Raw genomic sequence first — 21062 nt, 5'->3', positions numbered from 1 at the left:
TCCGGGCCCCAGGCTGTTGACAAACGCCCGCTTTCGGCGTCACTTGCCGGCTGTGAATGCTCATGACCCCAAAAGGTCACTCCGCTTCCCAGCCGGCGGCGTTTCTGGAAAGACAGGCGTTTTCAATCAGCCTGCGTTCTAACTTTGTCTACACTCTCAAACCGCTTCATAAGAGGCGTTTTTTTTTGTTTAATCAATTTCTTTCCCGGCAGCTTTACGGATTTCTTTGCGCTTTTGGTATAAGTTTGAAGCTATAGTTTTGACAATTCCGTAAAATGGAATAGCTAAAATAACGCCCCAGATCCCGGCGATGTTGCCGGCAGCGAGAATCACTGTAATAACGGTGAGGGGATGAATATCGAGTGCTTTTCCCATGACATTCGGTGAAATAAAATTGCTTTCAATCTGCTGGGCGATCAGCATAATGACCGCTACATACAGTGCCATCTGCGGCTCCTGCAGAAGGGCGATAAACATAGCCGGCACAACGGCCAAATACGGGCCGAGGAACGGAATAACGTTCGTGATCATCCCAAACAGCGCCAATAGCAGCGCATAATCGAGTCCGATAATTAAGTAGCCGATTAACAGCATGATACCGACAAGAAAGCTGACTAACAGCTGTCCCTGAATATAGGAACGGAGCGTTACATCCAGGTCATGCAGCGTTTTGCGGATCCAGGATCTGCGTTCTCCATGGAAAAAGCCCGCAATAAACGGTGCGAATTTTTCATGATCCTTCAGCATGTATACAAGGAAAAATGGCGCTAAGACTAGCAGGAACAATCCCTGGAAAAAGTTTTGAAGGAACGTTAACAGCCAGGACCCAAATCCGACCGTCCATTCATTCAGGTTGTTAGAAACATTATTAATTGCATTTTCAACGGATTCCTGAGCCTGAGGCGGCAGGTCATCCCGGTGGCTCAGCAAGTAATCTACCCATTTTTCGCCCTGCTGGATCATTTGCGGTGTGTTTTTCGCTAAAGAACCGGCCTGGCTGCTGATAACAGGAGCAATCATCGCATAAATAAGCCAAAAAGCAGCCACGACAACAACAAGCACGAAAACAATGGATGCCCAGCGCGGGAGCTTTCTCTTTTCAAGAAAGTGAAGAAGCGGGCGCGTTAAATAGAAAAGCACCCCGCCGATTAAAAGCGGGAGAAAAATTGTTTTTGCAATAATAACGAGCGGATTGAACACCTCCTGAATTTGCTGAAACATAAAGATAATCAGCATTGCCAGCAGAATGCCGACCCCCGTTTGAAACCAAAGTTTACTCGTCAAAAAAACACACGTCCTTTCTAAACCAACATATATCATTACCCGATTATACGAAAAAAAAGCCGGGAAGTTCCGGCTTTTTAAAAATAAAGATGTGCCACTCCTGCAATAATCGGCAGAGAGATAAGCGTGCGGATAATAAAAATCAGCAATAAATCTTTAAAAGAAACAGGAATTTTCGTTCCGAGAAGCAGTCCGCCCACTTCGGACATATAGATAAGCTGGGAAACCGATAAAGCTGCAATAACAAAGCGTGTCAGCTCGCTCTGAATGCTTTCGCCTAAAATTGCCGGTAAAAACATATCCGCAAACCCGATCATAATTGTTTCCGATGCTTCCCTGGCAAATGGAATCTGCAGCAGTTCAAGCAGTGGAATAAACGGAAGGCCCAGCCATTGGAAAAGAGGAGTAGTCTCTGCAATAATTAAAGCAGTTGTTCCAAGTGCCATAACAATCGGTATAACGCCAAGCCACATATCGAGCACGTTTTTAAGCCCGTCCGCTGCTGTTTCGGTAAACTGATTGCGGCCGGCCCGCTTTACTGCCTGCTCGTACCCATATGAAAACGATGTATAGCCGGCTGGAATCGCTTCGTCATCCGCCTGGCGCGGCGCTTCATTAATAAAAGTGTCCGGTTTCCTTGAAAGCGGCGGAATACGCGGCATAATAAGTGCGCAGGCAATACCGGCTAAAATAACAGTTAAATAAAATGGGATAAAGTACTGCTCAAGCCCAACCTGGCCGATTACGACAAGGCAAAAGGTAATAGAAACAACGGAAAACATCGTTCCGATAATGGCAGCTTCTTTTTTCGTATAAAAGCCTTCTTCATACTGTTTGCTTGTCAGCAGAACACCAATCGTCCCATCGCCAAGCCATGAAGCGAGTGCATCAATCGATGAGCGGCCCGGCAGCAAAAAGAGCGGGCGCATGATTTTCGTTAAAGAATAGCCGACAAATTCAAGCAGTCCAAAATTAAGCAGAAGCGGCAGAAGCAGGCCGGCAAACAAAAATACAGAAAAAAGCACCGGCAGCAGGCTGAACAGCAGTGTTCCGCCGGTTGCCTCCGACCAAACTGCCTCCGGCCCAATTTTAAAATAAGTCATGACGGCAAAAACCGCTCCGGCAATACGGACAATCGTCCAAAAAACGGAAACATCAAACAGGGAGGCCCAAAAAGCGGAGCGGCGTATAAATCCTGGCCGGACTGCTTTTACAATAAGAGTAAACAAAGCAGCAAGTACAATAAGGAACGTCATTAAGCCGGGAATCATGCCGCCAAGGGCATTTTGAAGCGCTCCAGACAAAACGGCAATCGGAATTGTCATACCATCTTCCATCGGCACCGGTGTCATAAACAACAAAACCCCTAGAGCGGACGGAAGGATAAACCGCCACGGGGAACGAGATTCATGCATTTATAGAAACCCTTTCTTGTATAAATATTCATTACTTGCACAGTTTAATTCATTATGCCCTAAAAATCTACGTTTCAGCACATATTCATAAAATACAGAATTTTGATTGCGCTTACAATGCTTTAGCAGCAGCACTCCAGCATTTTACCGGATTATGGACTATTTTCGTGATAAAATAAGAAGGGATTAAATATAAACGAGAAGGTGACCGAATGATTACAAGCATCGCAACGGATATGGATGGAACGCTGCTCAATGGGAAAATGGAAGTAAGCGAGGCGAATCGAGCCGCCATTAAAAAGGCCCAGGAGCTTGGCATTGAAGTGATCGTGGCAACAGGAAGGTCTTATCAGGAAGCCCGTTTTGCCCTTGAGGGCACTGGTATTGCATGTCCGGTTATTGCAGTAAATGGAGCAGAAGTACGCAATGCAGAAGGCGAGATCATTCAATTTACGGCACTGGAAGACGATGTGGCTTACGACTTGTACCGCCGCCTGAAAGACATTGGTGTTTACTTTGAGATTTATACAAATCAGGCGACATATACGGACAATCCGGAAAAAGCGGTTCAGCTGCTGATTGATATTGTGTTGTCTGCCCATCCCGAAATAAAAGAGGAAGATATCCGCGAGCGGGCCAGTCTCCGGATTAAGCAGGGCCTTGTGAAGCAGGTAGATAACTATGAAGAAATTATCAGGGACACGAGTCAGCATATTTATAAATTTTTTGTTTTTTCAACAGATTACAGCCTTTTGCAAAAAGCATCAGATAATCTGGATGGAATTGATGGCATAGCCGTTAGTTCTTCGGGTAACGAAAACCTGGAAATAACGAATGACAAGGCACAAAAAGGGATTATGCTGGAAAAGTATTTAACTTCAAAAGGGCTTTCTATGGAAGATGCACTTGCAGTGGGAGACAACTACAATGACGTATCGATGCTTGAACGTGCCGGTTATTCATATGCTATGGGCAATGCGGACGAAAACATTAAAAAAGCTGCCCGGTTTGAAACAGCGAAAAATGAAGACAGCGGCGTAGCCAGGGCAATTGAAGATGCACTGGAACGAAGCATGGTCAAATGATACAATAATTCTTAAAATTCGTAATTAGAAGGAGAATTCGCCTTGTCAAAAGTATCAGTAGAAGAAATCGTCGTGGCGAACCAGGTGCTGAAAGACGTGGTTATCAAAACGCCGCTTCAAAAAAATGAACTTTTATCTGCGCGTTACGGCTGTAATGTGTATTTAAAACGTGAGGATTTGCAGATTGTCCGGTCTTTTAAGCTGCGCGGGGCCTATAATTTTATCCGCAGTCTTACAGCAGAAGAGCGGGAAAAGGGAGTGGTATGCGCAAGCGCCGGCAATCATGCCCAGGGAGTTGCTTATTCATGCTTCGCGCTGGGGATTGAAGGGAAAATTTTTATGCCGTCTACTACACCGCGCCAAAAAGTATCACAAGTAAAGCGGTTTGGCGGTGACAAAGTATCGGTTGTCCTGACAGGAGACACATTTGACGATTCCTATGCAGCGGCTATGGCCTACTGCACAGAAGAAGAAAAAATGTTTGTTCATCCGTTTGATGACTACCGGACTATTGCCGGACAGGGAACCGTGGCAGTGGAAGTCTTAAATGATATCCAGGTGCCGATCGACTTCATGTTTTGTTCCATTGGGGGCGGCGGACTTGCGGCGGGGGTCGGCTCTTACTTAAAAGGTATCAGCCCTTCTACTAAACTGATCGGTGTAGAGCCGGCAGGAGCAGCTGGTATGAAAGCATCTTTGAATAATGAGCAGGTTACCCGTCTTGATACAATCGATCCATTTGTTGACGGGGCGGCTGTGAAGCAGGTTGGCGATTTGACCATGGATATTTGCATGGAAGTATTAGACGGAATTTCAGTGATTCCAGAAGGAAAAGTATGTACGACGATTCTTCAGCTGTATAATGAAAATGCCATTGTAGCCGAGCCGGCAGGGGCTCTTTCAGTTGCGGCACTAGATTTTTATAAAGATGAGATAAAAGGAAAAAATGTAGTCTGTGTGGTCAGCGGCGGCAATAATGATATTGAACGGATGCAGGAAATTAAAGAGCGTTCGCTGATTTATGAAGGGCTCAAGCATTACTTTATTGTCACGTTCCCGCAGCGCGCCGGGGCCCTGCGTAAATTTATGGACCAGGTGCTTGGCGAACATGATGATATTACCCGCTTTGAGTATACGAAGCGGACAAATCGCGATGAAGGACCGGTGCTTGTGGGTATTGAGCTGAAGCACAAAGAAGATTACGAGCCTCTTATCCAGAGGATGAAGGAAAATGGCTTCCCGTACATGGAAATTAACAGCGATCCGCTATTATTTAACTTGTTAATTTAAAAAAGAAAAGCTGGCCTGCGCTCTGCAGGTCAGCTTTTTTGTATTTCACTCACTTTGTCTTTTTCGCCAAACGTATATGTCCAGAAGTGCTCATAGTTAAATCGGTCGTGCAGCTCGCTTCCTTCAGCCGCAACACCGGACTCCAGTTCCTTCAGCATCCAGATTGTCTGAGAAATATGGGCTTTCATCGCAGCCATTTTTTTGTCATATACATGACGGATATCGTAGCGAATATCTGCCGGACCGATTTCTTCAAGTGTGTTATTCGCAAAGGCAACACAGTGAAGCTTTGGCCGCTTGTCGGCCTCCATCGTGCGAACGGCGCGTATGACGGCACGTGCCGTTGCTTCGTGATCCGGATGAACAGAGTAGCCTGGATAGAAGGTAATAATAAGTGACGGGTTTAATTCATTAATTAAGTCTGTCACAAGATTCATCATTTTTCGGTCATCTTCAAATTCAATGGTTTTATCACGAAGGCCCATCATGCGCAAATCTTGAATGCCAATGGCTTCCGCTGCTTTTTGCAGCTCCGCTTTCCGAATGTCCGGCAGTGATTCCCGTGTTGCAAATGGCGGATTGCCAAGATTCCTGCCCATTTCACCAAGTGTTAAACAAGCGTAAGTGACGGGCGTTTTACGTTCGGTATGAACGGCAATTGTGCCGGAGACACCAAATGCTTCATCATCCGGATGCGGAAAAACAACGAGTACGTGGCGTTCCTGTGCAATTTCCATCGTTTCTGTCATGGTTTTCAATCCTTTCTCTTACTTAAATGGCGTTTTGCCCATTTCGAGAGCGACAGCCAGTTTTCCATCGAAGTCATGGCCGGCCATAAGCAAATGTCCTTCTTCATCAAATCCGTAGTGTGTCAGCCCTTCTGCATATACCCATCCAATCGCAAGCTTTAAGCCGATGCGATAAGGACCGTCTCCAACAATTTTCCCATGCTCATATGTAATTTTTGCATTACGGATATATGCTCCTGCCGAAAAGAACTTTTCGTTAAAGTGCGAAGCGTAGGCGCCGTTTGTTGTTTCCAGATGAAGATATACCTCTTCACCGGCGAACTTATTAATAAGCTCCTGCACTTTTTCCGGTAAAATCGGTTCCATGCGTGTTGCCCTCCTGTCAAGATCCATTATTGCTTCATTGTACTAAAAAATAATCGAGATAGCGAAAATCTAGCTTTTTCAGTATGATGAAAAGGAAATCATTTTAAAATAGAGGTGTTTAATTTGCTGAAAACGATTATTCGGGAACGGCGCTCCATTAAAAAATTTAATGGCAAGCCTGTTTCACTTTCTGATGTAACCGCCGTTTTGGATGATGCTGCGTGGGCACCGAATCATGGGAACCGCGAGCCGTGGCGTTTTGTTGTGGCAGGGGAGAAGGGGCTTGAAGCCATCCGGGAAACCTTGAAGGAGTGCACGATTCCAAAATGGGAAATGTTGTCCGAAGAAGAGCTGGAAAAGAAAACAGCCGGCTTTAAGCTGCCGGGTGCCTTCGTATTTGTTATTGTGCCGGAAGATGCGCGCCAAAAAGAACGGCTTGAAGACTTTTCAGCTGCCAGTGCCTTTATTCAAAACGCGCAGCTGCTTGCCTGGGAAAAAGGAATTGGAACGTGCTGGAAGACTCCGGCCTGGCTCGATGCCCCAAAATTCCGCCAGGCACTTAACGTAAAGCCCGGAGAGCGTATTTTAGCGCTGCTGCAATTTGGCTACTGCGATGAAGTCCCAAAAGCAAAAGAACGAACACCGATTGAAGAAAAAATTACGTATTTCGGCTAAAAGGCCGCCATGTAGTGTGAGTGGCCTGAAGGGGACGAAATAAAAGAAAAGCCCGCTGAACCTCTCGTTCGGCGGGCTTCTGCTTGTTATTTATTGTTGTAAGCGCCGTGCATAACCGGGCCGACATACTCATTCAGCTTCCAGCCATATTTAATCGCTGCGTTTACGAAATTCTTTGCGTTATGGACGGCTTCTTTTACATCCTGGCCGTTCGCCAGGTTAGCTGTAATCGCAGCTGCAAATGTACAGCCGGCACCGTGGTTATAAGTAGTATTGTGCTTCTCGCCTTCAAGCAGTTTAAATTCCTGGCCATCATAAAAAAGATCAATCGCTTTATCGCTTTCGAGCTGCTTGCCGCCCTTGATAACGACATTTTTCGCGCCAAGCTCATAGATTTTTTGGGCCGCTTTCTTCATATCATCAATTGTACGGATCGGACCGACGCCTGATAACTGCCACGCTTCAAACAAGTTTGGAGTGACGACCGTTGCAAGCGGCAAAAGCAAATCACGTGTTGCCTCGGCTGCTTCTGGATTTAATACCTCGTCTTCACCCTTGCATACCATGACCGGGTCAATAACAACTTTTTCTACATTGTTTGCTTTAATAGAATCAGCGGCTGTTTCAATAATTTCCGGTGTCGCAAGCATGCCTGTTTTAAGCGCATCAATGCCGGTTGACATCGCTGTTTTTAATTGGGCTTTAAGCGTATCAATCTCTATTGGAAATACACCATGGCTCCAGCCGTTATCCGGATCCATCGTTACAATAGTCGTTAACGCTGTCATGCCGTATGTGCCATGCTCCTGGAACGTCTTTAAATCGGCCTGGATGCCAGCGCCGCCGCTCGTATCAGATCCAGCAATCGTTAATGTCTTTTTCATGATGATCTTCCTCCTCTGTTTACACTTTCTTTAGTGTAAAAAACTATTTCAAAATGTACAAGAAAAAACGCCCCGTGTAAAGGGCGCTGCCGCTATTCATTATTTGTTAAATCGGCCGCCACTACTACTATTAAGCCGCGGGCAATCTGTTCTTCGTATTGTGAAGCTTCTTCTTCGGGCACTCCGAGGCTTTTCAGCTTATCATGAATCCGGCTCCGGCGGCCTTTAAACAAGCTGCCGACTGTTTTGGACACGCCCATTTCTTTTACTCCGACCTTGCCAGTATTGGTTTTATTGACCAGCTCCCTGGACTCTTCTTTATCGTAAACAAAAATAAAAATATTTTCCTGCTTAAAACCATCCTGCAAAAAAGCAGTGGCAGCACTTGCTGCTTCCGTGCGGGTCCTGGCTGTTTGAGCTGCGTACACAAAAAAACCTCCCCGTGCTGCATTTTTTATTGATTTACCCGCCCGCTTTATTTTTAAACAGAAGCCAATTCCTTTATAATGAGAGAGGAGGTGAGCCGTATGACAAAAACAATTTTAACAAATGACTGGGCCCCGCTGCTTGAGGAGGAATTTGAAAAGCCTTATTACCAGAAGCTCCGGGCTTTTTTAAAAGAAGAATATGAAACGAAAACCATTCATCCAGATATGAATGATATTTTTAATGCACTTCATTTTACTCCGTATAAAAATGTGAAAGTTGTTATTCTCGGGCAGGATCCCTATCATGGCCCCAATCAGGCGCACGGCCTTAGTTTTTCTGTTCAGCCGGGAATTATGCCGCCGCCTTCTCTGAAAAACATGTATAAAGAATTAAAAGAGGATCTGGGCTGTCCGATACCGAATCATGGTTATTTAAAAAAATGGGCGGACGAAGGAGTTCTGCTGTTAAATACCGTTTTAACTGTCCGGGATGGAAAAGCCCATTCTCATCGGGGAAAAGGCTGGGAAACATTTACCGACCGGGTGATTCAGCTGATCAGCGACCGTGATAAACCAGTTGTTTTCGTGCTTTGGGGAAGGCCGGCTCAAAGTAAAAAAGCGCTCATTGATACAGAGAAGCATGTGATCCTTGAGTCTCCGCACCCGAGCCCGTTATCAGCTTCCCGCGGATTTTTCGGCAGCCGTCCGTTTTCTAAAGCAAATGAGGCGCTTGCTTCTGTGGGAGAAGAACCAATTAATTGGTGCCTGGAAAACAGTGTGTAAACGTTTCACGTGAAACAAACACATTTATCGGCTTCTGGTAAAGAAGGGACGTGGTTAAAACGGAACCAAACTGCATGAAATGCCAAAATTTCTTTGTAACATGGGATGCGAAAGCACCACGTGGCTGCCGGGCGTACGGTTTTAAAACAAAGCAAATGCCGTCTGTTGTCGTGAAAAGGTCATCAGGCCATCCATGCTTTCAATTTTCGCCGAAAGCGGGTGAGAAAAAGTGAACGTTTCATATGAAAAAATACTTCAAAAGATGGAACAGGAGATCGCTGCTGCCAAACACGCGAATGGAGCCGAGCTGGAACGGCATGCTTATGCAATTAAATCGTTATGTGATTTGTTACTCGGGCTGGAAAAAACACCAGCATCCGCCAAAGCAGCTGCGCCGGCTCCTTCCGTTATTCCTCCTGCGGCACAGCAGCCTGTTCAAGTTGTTGGACAGCAGGAGCGTATTGCGGCAGAGGACGGATCAAATGGAGAATCTATTTTTGATTTTTAAAGGAGAAAAGCATGAAATTATTTATTATTTTGGGTGCAGTTAATGCCTTCCTGGCGGTGGCGCTTGGTGCATTTGGCTCTCATGGACTGGAAGGGAAAGTAGAAGCGAAATATTTGGAAATATGGAAAACGGCTGTTCAATATCAAATGTTTCATGCAATCGGCTTGCTTCTCATCGGATTTTTAGCAGGCCAATTCCCGGGCAGTTCGGCGCTTAATTGGGCAGGATGGCTAATGTTTTTCGGCATTGTGGTGTTTTCAGGAAGCTTATTTATTCTGGTCATTACCGCGATTAGTAAGCTTGGTGCTATTACCCCCATTGGCGGGGTGGCATTTTTGGCTGCGTGGATTCTAGTGATTGTAGCTGCAGTTAAAAATATGTAAGAAAAGAGAGCGGCGTACTGCCGCTCTGAGAGTGTAGACAAAGTTAGAACGCAGGCTGATTGAAAACGTTTGGCTTTCCAGGAACGCCGCCGGATGGGAAGCGGAGTGACCTTTTGGGGTCATGAGCATTCACAGCCGGCAAGTGACGCCGAAAGCGGGCGTTTGTCAACAGCCTGAGAGCGGCGTATTGCCGCTCTTTTTTTACCCGTTAAATGGGTATTCGTAAGCAATCTCGCCGTCAAACGTTGCATAATCTAAATAAAGAAGAGGGATCAGATAGCGATGGCCGGTTGAAGGATGGCTTAAAATAAGATGGTCGCGTCCTGCTGCTTCAATACGCCCGCGGAATACTTTAGCGTTCCATTCTTTATTGTTTTCAAACGTTGTATAAACGGTTACCATTTTCCCTCGGTTTAAACGGAAAATATTCTCGATATACGATTCTTCTGCCTGCGGTGCTGCCGGGGGAGCCACAGGCGGCATTCCCTGAGGCGGCATTCCTTGATTCATACTTCCCTGGCCGGGCATATATTGATACGGGTTCATAAAAAAAAGCGCCTCCTTTTTAATAAACAGATGGGCAAACGGAACGGAGCGGACTGAAAAAGCAGTGTGCTTTAAATCGGCCGGTATTCGGCTGATTGTACCACTGAGCGGGACAGGCACCCGCCGGTTCAAAAAACCAGAGTGCATTGGAAGCAGGATGATAGCGGCCGCCTCTTAACACTTTCCGTGCTAAATCAATATCTTTTTGGCGCGCGCTTTGATAAAAGTAACCTTTTTGTGTAGCTTCAAATCCGCCGGGCGACTGAAACACCATTGCCCGGATTGTGCGTATGTTTTTGAAATCAAGACAATCCGCACGAGCCCGGTTTACACCGACATTGCCGACCATCAGCATGCCAAGCGGACCTTCACCTTCTGCTTCAGCACGCATAAGCCTTGCCAGCAGCCTGACATCTTCTTCTGTGTGAGCAACCACAGCCACTTTCCTACACCTCCCATTTCACTTTATGCATATTGGGATAAGAAGGTGCAGCCTCGCATATAATCAGTCGGAGCAAACTGTGCTTTAAGCAAGGAATTCTCTGCGCCGGGACGCTCAGCATTAAACAAATTCAGCTAAATCGGCACAAGAAAGGCGGCACCTCGAAGAAGCCGCCTGCCCGTTTTCATTGATAAGAAAAGCTACTTCTTTTAAAAAGCAGCATAGTGGGCTGACGGCTTCGCTTTCCTGCAGGGTGAACGCTGAACCAGCCGACGCTTTGCGCCGTCTGTTTCAGTCTGTCCACTCGTCCTGCGGGAGTCTTCTTCGCCAGTCCTCCGCCCGTTCCGTTTCAAGAAAAAAACAGAATAGAATACGGCTCTCTTCCTTTTGACAAGAGCAGAAAAACAAATCCTGCTGTTTTTCCTTCCTGCACAGGCGGCAGGCGCAGGGTGGAAACTCCTATGGAACAAGCGGGCAGATAAAGACTAGGAGAGCCGCAGGGAGCGGAGGAAGACGGGCTTATCGCCTGCCCCCTAGAAAGCAGAGCCCTGCGAATGCCGCTGTTTCTTACATGGATCAAGCGCTGTTCTTCTGTTTATGTAAATGGCCAACTCGTGAATTTTATGGATATAAATTCCTTAAGGACGTATGAAATGATTCTTGGACGAATCTTTTTCAACACTATAAAGACTGGCGACAAAGTCGCCAGTCTCGGACGGTGCTCCGGAGACACCAGGTATTTATCTTTAGTTTACATGCATCATCTGGGCGAACTTATCGTCTGTCAGCAGATGGCCGACAAAGAATGAACCGAATTCACCGTAGCGTGCGCTTACTTCATCAAAGCGCATCTCGTAAATTAACTTTTTAAACTGAAGCACATCATCTGCATAAAGGGTAACGCCCCACTCGTAATCATCAAAGCCGACAGATCCGGTAATGATTTGTTTGACAAGCCCTGCATACTGGCGGCCGATCATTCCGTGGCTGCGCATTAAGTTGCCGCGCTCCTTCATTGGGAGCATATACCAGTTGTCCTCGCCCTGGCGGCGTTTGTCCATAGGATAGAAGCATACATACTCGGTTTTTGGCAGCTCCGGATACAAGCGTGCGCGAATTTGCGGGTTCTGATATGGATCTTCATCTGATGACAGGTAATTGCTAAGCTCTACAACCGATACATATGAATAAGCTGGAATTGTGAATTCAGCGATTTTCAGCTTGTTGAATTCTGTTTCAATGACGTTTAATTCCGCCATAGTCGGGCGTAGAATCATCAGCATAAAATCTGCTTTCTGGCCGATTACGCTGTAAAAGGAATGGCTGCCCGCTTTTACTTCCTGAACAGCTTCTAATTTATACAAAAATTTGCGGAATTCGGCAATAGCGCTTTCCCGCTCGTCACTAGACAGCATCTTCCATGAAGCCCAGTCAATGGACCGGAAATCATGAAGGCAGTACCATCCGTCAAGCGTTTTTGCTGCTTCACTCATGTTTTTCACTCCTATGTATTGTAGTCTGTCTCTAATATAGCATAAAATGATCAAAAGCTAACTATACGGTGCCCTGTTCCGCAGGCCCAGGCTTGAATCGATTTTTTGAAAAGCTTCAGCTAAAAAAGAACACTTCTTAAAGGAGATACAGTTATGGAACAACCAGAATCGCTCTTATGCCGGCCGTCCTGGCGGTTTATTGACCAATCCGCCTATGGGCCCGGCTTTAACCCGATACATTCCTTTGCAACAGATGATGCCCTGGCAGCAGCAATTGGTGGGGGCTGGAGTCCCGCTACCGCACGCGCCTGGGTTCACCATGACACGGTGGTGCTCGGCATTCAGGATACGAAGCTGCCATATTTAAAAGACGGAGTGAAAGTACTTGAAGATGCCGGCTACCGGGTCATAGTCCGGAACTCAGGGGGCCTCGCTGTCCTGCTTGATGAGGGTGTATTGAACCTGTCGCTTATTATGCCGGACACAGAAAAAGGCATCGATATTGACCGCGGCTATGAAGCGATGTACGCGCTTATCCGCCATATGTTTCCGCAGGCCAGGATCGATGCCTATGAAATTGTCGGTTCCTACTGTCCGGGAAGCTATGATCTTAGCATCGGCGGGAAAAAATTTGCCGGAATTTCACAGCGCCGTTTAAAAAAAGGCGTTGCTGTTCAAATATATTTATGTGTTAATGGCAGCGGAGCGGAACGGGCCGCAGAAATTCGCGCCTTTTATGAAGCGGCCAAACAAGATACTGAGACAAAATGGGTATATCCAGACATTAAACCGGATGTAATGGCCTCGTTAACAGAACTTACTGGAGAGCCGTTAACCGTTCAAAGTGTCATTGTCCGCTTTCTGGAGTCGCTGAAAGAGATCGGCGGCCCGCTTGCAGGAGGTTCTATGACACCATTTGAAGCAGAGGTCTTTGATGGATATTTGCAGCGGGTTATTGAACGAAATAATAAAGCCCTGGTTTAAACTTACTCTGCTACTTTTTCAAGGTTTCCGTTTCGTTCCATTTTGAACGTCACAGCCGGCCCTTCTTCATCGTCAAGAGCGACAAACTTACGGGCACGGTTCATAATTTTCATCAGTGTTTCATAGTCTTCCTGCATAATCTCGGAAGATTGTTCAATTTTATTTAATCGCTGCTGCAGCTGCTCATTTTCTGCACGCAGCTGTTCGTTTTCCGCTTTGATAGCGTCAATGGATTCAATGGTTTGCAAATAACCAATAACATCTGTCATTGTTAACGTTCCTTCGGCAGGAGGCGTGTAAAGTACTTTTTTCTCCATCGTGCGGTTGCGCTGCTTGCGCTGCTTTTTCGCGAGGCCGAGCGCTTTTTCATACTGGGTGCGGACAACGGCATTCCAGCGGAAGCCGCAGGCTGCAGACGTCCGGTTTAACAGGTCGCCGACTTCTTCGAAAGCGTTCAATTGGGTGCTTCCTTCACGGACATGGCGAAGAACCGTTTCAGCGAGAAGCAAATCATTTTCTTCTGACCAGGCATCTTGACGAACTTTCATGTTATCATCTCTCCTTATGAAAATAGTCTCTATCAACAGGATTGCCGGACATCTGTCATTTTATACGTGGTAAGCTTGCAAACACGCTTTTTTCCATGTAAAATATCGTGATGAATGAATGGAAAGGAAGGTTTAACATGGCTAACGAGTTTCGCGTATGCGATGATTGCCAGGCAGTGAATTTGAAAACATTGATTCCAAAGCTTGAAAAATTGGATCCAAGCGCATCAATTGATATAAAATGCCAGTCATATTGCGGTCCCGGCCGTAAAAAAACGTTTGCGTTCGTCAACAATCGGCCAGTTGCGGCATTAACAGAAGACGAGCTCATGGAAAAAGTTATAAAAAAACTAAAATCATAATCGCAATCACCTTTTCTTTTGAAAAAAGGTGGTTTTTTTTATTTGCTAGCAGTATATGCATTCATCAGTGCGAATTTTCCCATAATCATTGATTTTTCCGTTATAATGGACAAAAAAAGAGGCGGGAGGCGCATATGTGAGCTACGCGAAGCAGAAGTTGAAAGAAGAGAAAGTGTTTAAAGATCCGGTTCATCGCTATGTTCATGTGCGGGATGTAGTGATTTGGGATTTAATTGGCACAAAAGAGTTTCAGCGGCTGCGCCGGATTCGCCAGCTGGGTACAACGTACTTTACGTTTCACGGAGCGGAGCACAGCCGATTCAATCATTCTCTCGGTGTCTATGAAATTGTCCGGCGGATTGTTGATGATGTTTTCCGCGGCAGGCCGGAATGGAGTGCAGAAGAACGTCTTGTCAGCCTTTGCGCTGCACTGCTTCACGATGTAGGGCATGGCCCGTTTTCCCACTCATTTGAGAAAGTGTTTGGGCTTGATCACGAGGAATATACCAAAAAAATTATTCTTGGCGATACAGCGATCAACCGGGTGCTGGGCAGGGTCGGCGAAGATTTCCCCGAAAAAGTGGCAGAGGTTATTAATAAAACATATGAGAATAAACTGGTAGTAAGCTTAATCTCCAGCCAGATTGATGCGGACCGGATGGATTATTTGCAGCGTGACGCCTATTATACTGGTGTGAGCTACGGCCATTTTGATATGGAGCGTATTTTGCGGGTAATCCGCCCCCGCGAGGAGCAGGCTGTATTCAAATTAAGCGGCATGCATGCAGTAGAGGATTACATTATGAGCCGCTATCAAATGTACTGGCAGGTATACTTTCATCCCGTAACGCGAAGCGCGGAAGTATTGCTTTCTAAAACACTCCACCGGGCAAAAGTATTATATGAGCAGGGCTATGCTTTTCGCCAGCAGCCGGTTCATTTCACTTCATTATTTGAAGGGGACTGCTCGCTCGAGGAATATGTGAATTTGGATGAATCGGTTGTCATGTTTTATTTTCATGCATGGCAGGCTGAAGAGGATGCCGTTTTGAGGGATTTATGCAGCCGCTTTATGAACCGGAATTTATTTAAATATGTTGAATTTGATCCGGCGGCTGAGCAGGAGAAATATGCGGAGCTGGAAGAGCTGTTTCGAAAAGCAGGAATCGATCCTGAATACTACCTCGTGCATGATTCATCCTCGGACCTGCCGTATGACTTTTACCGGCCGGGTATTGAGTCGGAGCGGCAGCCTATTTACCTGTTAATGAAGGATGATGAAACATTGCAGGAATTATCCGGGCGTTCAGATATTGTAGAGGCTATTTCCGGAAAGCGCCGGACAGATCACAAGCTGTATTTCCCGGTTGACGTTTTGCGTGATGAATCATCGAACCGGACCGTTAAACGGAAAATTAGAAACATATTAGAAATCTATCGTAAATAAAGGAGACCACTTCTTGGAACAATTTTTAGCATTTCGACTTGAACAGCTTCCGTTTGTTATTATTGCGCTGCTGGTTGCTTTCACCGTGCATGAGTTTGCACATGCGTATACAGCATACAAATTTGGGGATGATACGGCAAAGAACCAGGGACGGCTCACGTTAAACCCTGTTCACCATCTTGATCCGATCGGAACGATTTTTATTTTAATCGCCGGCTTTGGCTGGGCACGGCCTGTGCCGGTCAACCGCCGGAATTTTAAAAATCCGAAGCTTGCGGGCGTGCTTGTCTCGCTTGCAGGCCCTATCAGCAACTTTCTGATTGCGTTTCTCGCATTTGGCCTTTTGTATTTCATTATCGGCAGCGCGCCGGTTTTTGCCATTCAGCTGTTAAATATGATGGTCTGGCTGAATGTGCTGCTGTTTGTATTTAACCTGCTTCCATTCCCGCCGCTGGACGGCTACCGGATTTTAGAAGACCTGGCACCGCCGCATCTCCGTGTGAAAATGACACAGTACGAGCAATACGGAGTGCTGCTTTTTCTCATATTAGTAATCACTCCTCTTGGACGCTACACGATTCATCCCTTTTTAAATGTAGTTACGAATGGGGTTCTAGATGGTTTTCAAACGATTTTTAGTGTATTTCTGTAAGGAGGACTAACGATAATGGAACAAAAAAAGAAAGTCGGCTTTAATATCATTAAAAATGATCCGACAGATGGACATAAAGGCTTCGGAAAAGGCTCACTCAGCCTTGAAAACGTATCACCGGTCATTATTGATGTGGAAGACAATTCCGCTCATATTGATATCGGGGCGATGCATGCGCGCAGTGCAGTCGAAAAAGGCATCAAGTTTCTCAAGGAAAAAGACGAGGTGCCGGATGCAAAGCTGTATTGGCTCGTATGGGTAACCATTGACCGGAACGAGGAAGGACCTTATTATGCGGGGGTTACAGCTTGTGAAATGACGGTCAACCGTGAGATACGCCGCGGCTATAAATCACTGCCGGAGCATGTAAACCGGATGGATAAGTCACTAAAACGCCATATTATTGTCGATGTAATGGACGACCGGTCCAAAGGGATTTTAAAGGATTTCCTTATCAGCCATAATGCGGAGATGTGGGAGCGTTCAACAGACGAATTAAAGAATGGCTTAAATGTGACGGAAATGTGAAGTTTCTAAAATTACGCTTTCTTCTGTTGCCGGAGACAGCGAAAAAGAAGTAAACTGAAGGCAATGCATAAACTGCATAAGCTAGGACATGCAAAACGCCCGGGAATAGTATCCCCGGGCGTTTTGCATGCTATCGGAACCATGCCGGCAGCTCTGGAAACAGTATATCTTCTGCTGGCTCATTTTCCTGCCGGCATTCCTCTTTCGGTTCTGTTCCCCGCTCAAACAGCAGCTTATGGCCGCCGCTGCAGGCTGTTCCTGTTTTTATATCGACTTCGACTTCGACAAGACTGCGCGGCCATGTGAATGATTCCGGCTGCCTGCCTTTATGGACCTTTTCCATGTACTGCGACCATACCGCTTTTGCACGCGACCGGTCTTCCGTTTTGGTAATCTCCGACCCATCATCATAGCCGGTCCAGACAACCGCTGTAAGAGAAGGGGTGAAGCCGGCCATCCAGTAGTCATAAGGAGTAGAGCCGGATTTCCCGGCATAAGGACGGGTCAGGGAGGAAGCCATGGCTGCACCGGTCGGGGCGGCATAGTCACTTATGGTCTCATCAAACATGCCTGTCATCAGCCTCGTCAGTACGGCTATTTTTTTTTCGTCAAACCGCCGCTCGTGCTGTTTCTTATACTTATAAAGCACTTCCCCGTCCATGTTTTCTACTTTGGTAATGAAAACGGGCTTTCCATATACGCCGCCCGAGGCAATGGTTGCATAAGCATTAGCGGTCTCAAGAACTGTCATGCCCGATGTGCCAAGCGCGAGAGAAGGCACAGCTTTCAATTCAGAGGTTACGCCAAACCGCTTCATTGTGTCGGCAAGTGTTCCAGGTCCTAACAGCAGGTTGGTTTTTACAGCGTAGATATTATCGGAAACAGCCAGCGCCTCCGCCATCGTTACGCCTCTTTCAGCATACTGGCTGTTAAAGTTTTTGGGTGAATACGTGGCATTAAATGTCGTTGGTTCGCTTTTTCGCTTCGTTACAGGGGTGAATCCTTTGTCGAGCGCTTCGTAATACAAAAAAGGCTTCATTAAAGAGCCTGGCTGCCTGTAGGCTTGGACGGCACGGTTAAACGGGCTTTTCTTATAATCCCGCCCTCCGGACAGAGCCGTTACATAATGAGTGCCGGGATTGATGGAGATAAGAGCTGATTGAATGGCGGCACCGGCTGAAATGCCATTTGCCACTGCTTCATCCGCTGCTTTTTGGTGTAATGGATTCAGCGTTGTATATACCTTTAACCCGCTCTGCTCCCGAAACCCAAGTGACTCGAGCTCGGATCTCGCCGCATCAATAAAGTAAGGAGCTTCACTTTCACTGTTGGCAAATGCTCCAGTTATATTTGGGATTTCTGCTATTGCCTGTTTGTATTCATGCTCCGGCAAATTCATTTCAGATAAAATAAGGCGTCGCCGGTTTTCGGATTTTTCACGGGAGGCCAGAGGTGAATAGATAGAAGGGCCCTTCGGAATGCCGGCAAGCAGGGCTGCTTCTGATGCTGTCAACGTATCTGCAGATTTGCCAAAATAAAACTGCGAAGCTGCTTCAATTCCATAGGCACCGTGGCCAAAATAAACAGTATTTAAATAGCCCTCCAAAATTTCCTCTTTTGAATAAAAAGCTTCAATCCGAAGTGCCTGCCAGGCTTCCTGTATTTTACGGCCCCACGTTTTTTCGTGAGACAAAAAAACGTTGCGTGCGTATTGCTGGGTAATGGTGCTTGCTCCCTGTACCTTTGCCATTGCTTTTATGTCTGCCAGCGCGGCACCGGCAATCCGCTTCGGATCAAGGCCGAAATGGTTATAAAAATTTTTGTCCTCAATCGAGATGACGGCATCGATGACATAGGGAGAAATGTCATCCAGCGACACCCAGTACCGCTTTTCACCAGTATGTGTTTCAGCTGCTTTTGTTCCGTCCGCCGCATAAAAAAGAGTGGAACGCGGCACGGTCATGTCCGGCGGGCCGCCCGCGTGCATCGAATAAAAAAGAGCGAGAACAGCACCGGTTACTGAAACAAGTATCGCGATCATCCACTTTTTCATGGGGCATTTCCTCCTTTGAAAAATAGAAATTATGTATGGTTGAACAAACTCTTTTATCCCGATCAGGCGCTTTCGTCCACACAATGCTGAACAAGGCGCTTTTTCTTTTCCTTAGTATGAAAAAAATGACGGTTTTTTAAACGTCTTGTCATAAAATCGCTATGCTTTTTTATTAATTTGTTCTATACTCTTTTTTTAGAGGCCTAGAGGGTATAGGTCATAAGGGCGCTGCAATGCAGAACGCCTTTGTTCTTCATCCTCACATCAACAAGGAGGCAGTAAACATGAGTGAATTATGGTACACCGAAAAGCAGACAGGCAGCTACGGGATCACCATGAAAGTGAAACGTACTTTGCATACAGAGCAAACAGATTTTCAGTACTTGGAAATGGTTGAAACAGAAGAGTGGGGCAATATGCTGTTTTTAGATGGCATGGTTATGACAAGCCAGCGCGATGAATTTGTTTACCATGAAATGGTGGCGCATGTGCCTTTATTTACCCACCCAAATCCAGAAAACGTGCTTGTTGTAGGCGGCGGCGACGGAGGAGTTATCCGCGAAGTGCTGAAGCATCCTTCTGTTAAAAAAGCAACGCTTGCTGAAATCGACGGCAAAGTTATTGAATATTCAAAAGTATATCTGCCGGAAATTGCAGGAGACCTTGATAACCCGCGCGTTGAGGTCAAGGTGGGCGACGGCTTTATGCATATTGCCGAATCGGAAAACGAATACGATGTGATTATGGTTGATTCAACGGAGCCGGTCGGCCCGGCAGTAAACTTATTTACAAAAGGCTTTTATGCCGGTATTTCTAAAGCTTTAAAAGAAGATGGTATTTTTGTGGCGCAATGTGACAATCCCTGGTTTAAAGCGGACTTAATCCGCCAGGTACAATCAGATGTGAAAGAAATTTTCCCGATCACGCGTCTTTACACAGCCAATATTCCAACGTACCCGAGCGGCCTCTGGTGCTTTACCATCGGTTCGAAAAAGCATGATCCGCTTCAAGTGGAAGACAGCCGTTTCCATGATATTGAAACAAAGTACTACACGAAGGAACTGCATAAAGCGGCGTTTGCTCTGCCAAAATTCGTGCAGGATTTAACGTAAAATGAGATTCGACGAAGCATATTCAGGAAATGTATTTATCGGAACCCAGACATCCTTTGAAGATAGCGATGTAGTGCTGTATGGCATGCCGATGGACTGGACAGTCAGCTACCGTCCTGGTTCACGCTTCGGCCCGGCTCGTATCCGTGAAGTATCAATCGGGCTTGAAGAATACAGCGCGTATTTGAACCGTGAGCTGCATGAAGTGGCGTATTTTGACGCGGGCGATATTCCTTTGCCTTTTGGCAACGCACAGCGCAGTCTGGACATTATTGAAGAATACATCGACGGCCTTCTTGAAGCAGGCAAAAAACCGCTCGGCATGGGCGGGGAGCATTTGGTTTCATGGCCGGTCATGAAAGCAGCGGCAAAAAAATACAAAGACCTTGCTGTTATTCATTTCGATGCACATACGGACCTGCGGGAAGAGTATGAAGGCGAGCCTTTATCCCACTCAACGCCAATCCGTAAAATAGCCGAGCATATCGGCCCGAAAAATGTGTATTCATTCGGAATTCGTTCAGGTATGAAGGAAGAGTTCGAGTGGGCGAAAGAAAATGGCATGCATATCTCAAAATTTGAGGTGCTTGAGCCGTTGAAAGAAATTTTGCCAGAGCTTTCTGGGCGTCCAGTCTATGTAACAATTGATATTGATGTGTTAGATCCTGCTCATGCACCCGGAACGGGAACAGTAGACGCGGGCGGCATTACGTCCAAAGAGCTTTTGGCGTCTATTCATGCCATCGCTGGTTCCGATGTAAACGTTATTGGTGCCGATCTTGTAGAGGTTGCGCCGATCTATGACAACTCCGAGCAAACAGCCAATACCGCTTCGAAACTGATTCGGGAAATGCTGCTTGGCTTCTTTTAAATGCGTGTCCGGCATTGCGCCGGACACTTTTTTTAATGATAATAAACTGATTGCCCATGAAGGCTGAAATCGGGCTGTCAAAAAAGGAAATGGCCGCGGGCGCCACTGAAAGGCCGGAAAAACAGAAGTGTAGCGTCTGCCTTTTCTGTGTTAAAATAAACACACATTAAGACA

General features: G+C 46.3%; 25 protein-coding genes. 14 read left to right on the top strand and 11 right to left on the bottom strand.

All coding sequences use genetic code 11. The features are described from left to right. Positions 1 to 189 precede the first annotated feature (189 nt). Together VP98_RS07205 and VP98_RS07200 are read right to left on the bottom strand one after the other, a co-directional pair. A complete protein-coding gene (locus tag VP98_RS07205; protein WP_046174636.1) occupies positions 190 to 1284 on the bottom strand; it encodes an AI-2E family transporter in 1095 nt (364 codons plus the stop codon). A gap of 77 nt (positions 1285 to 1361) precedes the next feature. Further along, positions 1362 to 2636 carry a YjiH family protein gene (locus tag VP98_RS07200; RefSeq protein ID WP_231584136.1) on the bottom strand — a complete coding sequence of 425 codons (1275 nt, stop codon included), beginning with the start codon at positions 2634 to 2636 and terminating at the stop codon, positions 1362 to 1364. A gap of 275 nt (positions 2637 to 2911) precedes the next feature. Here VP98_RS07200 and VP98_RS07195 point away from each other — a divergent pair, with 275 nt between their 5' ends. Both VP98_RS07195 and ilvA read left to right on the top strand, forming a co-directional pair. After that, on the top strand, positions 2912 to 3784 hold the full coding sequence (locus tag VP98_RS07195; RefSeq protein ID WP_046174634.1) for a Cof-type HAD-IIB family hydrolase: 873 nt from the start codon (positions 2912 to 2914) through the stop codon (positions 3782 to 3784). Between the two features lie 42 nt (positions 3785 to 3826). Then, complete coding sequence (gene ilvA / locus VP98_RS07190) at positions 3827 to 5074, top strand: threonine ammonia-lyase IlvA (RefSeq protein WP_046174633.1); 1248 nt, start codon at positions 3827 to 3829, stop codon at positions 5072 to 5074. Between the two features lie 29 nt (positions 5075 to 5103). Here ilvA and bshB2 read toward each other — a convergent pair whose 3' ends face one another. Both bshB2 and VP98_RS07180 read right to left on the bottom strand, forming a co-directional pair. Beyond that, positions 5104 to 5811, bottom strand: a complete 708-nt coding sequence (bshB2, locus tag VP98_RS07185) for a bacillithiol biosynthesis deacetylase BshB2 (RefSeq protein ID WP_197076570.1) — start codon at positions 5809 to 5811, stop codon at positions 5104 to 5106. A 30-nt stretch (positions 5812 to 5841) separates the two neighbouring features. Beyond that, a complete protein-coding gene (locus VP98_RS07180; RefSeq protein ID WP_046174632.1) occupies positions 5842 to 6189 on the bottom strand; it encodes a YojF family protein in 348 nt (115 codons plus the stop codon). 123 nt (positions 6190 to 6312) lie between these two features. On the opposite strand from VP98_RS07180, the gene VP98_RS07175 reads away from it, so the two are divergent. Continuing rightward, positions 6313 to 6864 carry a nitroreductase family protein gene (locus VP98_RS07175; RefSeq protein ID WP_407919204.1) on the top strand — a complete coding sequence of 184 codons (552 nt, stop codon included), beginning with the start codon at positions 6313 to 6315 and terminating at the stop codon, positions 6862 to 6864. A gap of 86 nt (positions 6865 to 6950) precedes the next feature. Here the strand turns inward: VP98_RS07175 and pdxK are convergent, their stop codons facing one another. Then, a complete protein-coding gene (pdxK, locus tag VP98_RS07170; protein WP_046174630.1) occupies positions 6951 to 7754 on the bottom strand; it encodes a pyridoxine/pyridoxal/pyridoxamine kinase in 804 nt (267 codons plus the stop codon). An 86-nt stretch (positions 7755 to 7840) separates the two neighbouring features. Beyond that, positions 7841 to 8176, bottom strand: coding sequence for a general stress protein (locus VP98_RS07165; protein ID WP_052712169.1), 336 nt, complete (start codon positions 8174 to 8176; stop codon positions 7841 to 7843). 99 nt (positions 8177 to 8275) lie between these two features. Here VP98_RS07165 and VP98_RS07160 point away from each other — a divergent pair, with 99 nt between their 5' ends. The 4 genes from VP98_RS07160 to VP98_RS07145 all read left to right on the top strand — a co-directional run bounded on the left by VP98_RS07160 (position 8276) and on the right by VP98_RS07145 (position 9850). Next, a complete protein-coding gene (locus VP98_RS07160; protein ID WP_046174629.1) occupies positions 8276 to 8959 on the top strand; it encodes a uracil-DNA glycosylase in 684 nt (227 codons plus the stop codon). A 74-nt stretch (positions 8960 to 9033) separates the two neighbouring features. After that, a complete protein-coding gene (locus VP98_RS19205) occupies positions 9034 to 9192 on the top strand; it encodes a hypothetical protein (protein ID WP_046174711.1) in 159 nt (52 codons plus the stop codon). Then, the gene (locus VP98_RS07150) at positions 9189 to 9467 is read left to right on the top strand and encodes a YwdI family protein (RefSeq protein ID WP_046174628.1); all 279 of its coding nucleotides are present in this window, start codon (positions 9189 to 9191) and stop codon (positions 9465 to 9467) included. Before VP98_RS19205 ends, VP98_RS07150 begins: the two co-directional genes overlap by 4 nt. An 11-nt stretch (positions 9468 to 9478) precedes the next feature. Beyond that, the gene (locus tag VP98_RS07145; RefSeq protein WP_046174627.1) at positions 9479 to 9850 is read left to right on the top strand and encodes a DUF423 domain-containing protein; all 372 of its coding nucleotides are present in this window, start codon (positions 9479 to 9481) and stop codon (positions 9848 to 9850) included. A 201-nt stretch (positions 9851 to 10051) separates the two neighbouring features. Here the strand turns inward: VP98_RS07145 and gerQ are convergent, their stop codons facing one another. From gerQ to hemQ, 3 genes are all read right to left on the bottom strand, one after another. Further along, on the bottom strand, positions 10052 to 10396 hold the full coding sequence (gene gerQ / locus VP98_RS07140) for a spore coat protein GerQ (protein ID WP_046174626.1): 345 nt from the start codon (positions 10394 to 10396) through the stop codon (positions 10052 to 10054). A 19-nt stretch (positions 10397 to 10415) separates the two neighbouring features. Continuing rightward, positions 10416 to 10838, bottom strand: coding sequence for a cell wall hydrolase (locus VP98_RS07135; RefSeq protein WP_046174625.1), 423 nt, complete (start codon positions 10836 to 10838; stop codon positions 10416 to 10418). 746 nt (positions 10839 to 11584) lie between these two features. Further along, positions 11585 to 12331, bottom strand: a complete 747-nt coding sequence (gene hemQ, locus VP98_RS07130; protein ID WP_046174624.1) for a hydrogen peroxide-dependent heme synthase — start codon at positions 12329 to 12331, stop codon at positions 11585 to 11587. Positions 12332 to 12484: 153 nt separating this feature from the next. Between hemQ and VP98_RS07125 the strand changes: the two genes are divergently transcribed. Continuing rightward, positions 12485 to 13315 carry a lipoate--protein ligase family protein gene (locus VP98_RS07125; RefSeq protein WP_046174623.1) on the top strand — a complete coding sequence of 277 codons (831 nt, stop codon included), beginning with the start codon at positions 12485 to 12487 and terminating at the stop codon, positions 13313 to 13315. A gap of 2 nt (positions 13316 to 13317) precedes the next feature. Here VP98_RS07125 and VP98_RS07120 read toward each other — a convergent pair whose 3' ends face one another. Further along, positions 13318 to 13863 (bottom strand): RsfA family transcriptional regulator, encoded by a 546-nt coding sequence (locus VP98_RS07120; protein ID WP_046174622.1) that lies wholly within the window; start codon positions 13861 to 13863, stop codon positions 13318 to 13320. A gap of 137 nt (positions 13864 to 14000) precedes the next feature. Here VP98_RS07120 and VP98_RS07115 point away from each other — a divergent pair, with 137 nt between their 5' ends. The 4 genes from VP98_RS07115 to VP98_RS07100 all read left to right on the top strand — a co-directional run bounded on the left by VP98_RS07115 (position 14001) and on the right by VP98_RS07100 (position 16852). Then, a complete protein-coding gene (locus tag VP98_RS07115) occupies positions 14001 to 14225 on the top strand; it encodes a DUF1450 domain-containing protein (protein WP_046174621.1) in 225 nt (74 codons plus the stop codon). A gap of 136 nt (positions 14226 to 14361) precedes the next feature. Next, positions 14362 to 15672, top strand: coding sequence for an HD domain-containing protein (locus VP98_RS07110; protein ID WP_046174620.1), 1311 nt, complete (start codon positions 14362 to 14364; stop codon positions 15670 to 15672). Between the two features lie 13 nt (positions 15673 to 15685). Further along, complete coding sequence (locus tag VP98_RS07105) at positions 15686 to 16324, top strand: site-2 protease family protein (RefSeq protein WP_046174619.1); 639 nt, start codon at positions 15686 to 15688, stop codon at positions 16322 to 16324. 15 nt (positions 16325 to 16339) lie between these two features. Further along, a complete protein-coding gene (locus VP98_RS07100; RefSeq protein WP_046174618.1) occupies positions 16340 to 16852 on the top strand; it encodes a YwhD family protein in 513 nt (170 codons plus the stop codon). Positions 16853 to 16982: 130 nt separating this feature from the next. On the opposite strand, the gene VP98_RS07095 is transcribed toward VP98_RS07100, so the two are convergent. Further along, complete coding sequence (locus tag VP98_RS07095; protein WP_046174617.1) at positions 16983 to 18905, bottom strand: transglycosylase domain-containing protein; 1923 nt, start codon at positions 18903 to 18905, stop codon at positions 16983 to 16985. A 284-nt stretch (positions 18906 to 19189) separates the two neighbouring features. Between VP98_RS07095 and speE the strand changes: the two genes are divergently transcribed. Then, the gene (gene speE / locus VP98_RS07090; RefSeq protein ID WP_046174616.1) at positions 19190 to 20017 is read left to right on the top strand and encodes a polyamine aminopropyltransferase; all 828 of its coding nucleotides are present in this window, start codon (positions 19190 to 19192) and stop codon (positions 20015 to 20017) included. A 1-nt stretch (position 20018) separates the two neighbouring features. After that, entirely contained in the window at positions 20019 to 20888 is an 870-nt protein-coding gene (speB, locus tag VP98_RS07085; protein WP_046174615.1) for an agmatinase, read from the top strand. The last annotated feature ends 174 nt before the right edge of the window (positions 20889 to 21062 follow it).

It is taken from the genome of Domibacillus indicus (assembly GCF_000970685.1).
In the GTDB taxonomy this organism is placed as follows: domain Bacteria; phylum Bacillota; class Bacilli; order Bacillales; family Domibacillaceae; genus Domibacillus; species Domibacillus indicus.
The sequence above is the reverse complement of the archived record's forward strand: the minus strand, read 5'-3'. Positions and strand labels throughout refer to the sequence as shown.

Excerpts from the sequence above, each read along its gene's own strand:
- VP98_RS07125 (WP_046174623.1), top strand. The coding sequence starts at position 12,485 with ATGGAACAACCAGAATCGCTCTTATGCCGGCCGTCCTGGCGGTTTATT.
- hemQ (WP_046174624.1), bottom strand. The coding sequence starts at position 12,331 with ATGAGTGAAGCAGCAAAAACGCTTGACGGATGGTACTGCCTTCATGAT.
- VP98_RS07120 (WP_046174622.1), bottom strand. The coding sequence starts at position 13,863 with ATGAAAGTTCGTCAAGATGCCTGGTCAGAAGAAAATGATTTGCTTCTC.
- VP98_RS07100 (WP_046174618.1), top strand. The coding sequence starts at position 16,340 with ATGGAACAAAAAAAGAAAGTCGGCTTTAATATCATTAAAAATGATCCG.
- speE (WP_046174616.1), top strand. The coding sequence starts at position 19,190 with ATGAGTGAATTATGGTACACCGAAAAGCAGACAGGCAGCTACGGGATC.
- VP98_RS07095 (WP_046174617.1), bottom strand. The coding sequence starts at position 18,905 with ATGAAAAAGTGGATGATCGCGATACTTGTTTCAGTAACCGGTGCTGTT.
- VP98_RS07180 (WP_046174632.1), bottom strand. The coding sequence starts at position 6,189 with ATGGAACCGATTTTACCGGAAAAAGTGCAGGAGCTTATTAATAAGTTC.
- speB (WP_046174615.1), top strand. The coding sequence starts at position 20,019 with ATGAGATTCGACGAAGCATATTCAGGAAATGTATTTATCGGAACCCAG.
- VP98_RS19205 (WP_046174711.1), top strand. The coding sequence starts at position 9,034 with ATGAAATGCCAAAATTTCTTTGTAACATGGGATGCGAAAGCACCACGT.
- VP98_RS07200 (WP_231584136.1), bottom strand. The coding sequence starts at position 2,636 with ATGACACCGGTGCCGATGGAAGATGGTATGACAATTCCGATTGCCGTT.
- VP98_RS07115 (WP_046174621.1), top strand. The coding sequence starts at position 14,001 with ATGGCTAACGAGTTTCGCGTATGCGATGATTGCCAGGCAGTGAATTTG.
- gerQ (WP_046174626.1), bottom strand. The coding sequence starts at position 10,396 with ATGAACCCGTATCAATATATGCCCGGCCAGGGAAGTATGAATCAAGGA.
- VP98_RS07195 (WP_046174634.1), top strand. The coding sequence starts at position 2,912 with ATGATTACAAGCATCGCAACGGATATGGATGGAACGCTGCTCAATGGG.
- VP98_RS07145 (WP_046174627.1), top strand. The coding sequence starts at position 9,479 with ATGAAATTATTTATTATTTTGGGTGCAGTTAATGCCTTCCTGGCGGTG.
- bshB2 (WP_197076570.1), bottom strand. The coding sequence starts at position 5,811 with ATGGAAATTGCACAGGAACGCCACGTACTCGTTGTTTTTCCGCATCCG.
- VP98_RS07160 (WP_046174629.1), top strand. The coding sequence starts at position 8,276 with ATGACAAAAACAATTTTAACAAATGACTGGGCCCCGCTGCTTGAGGAG.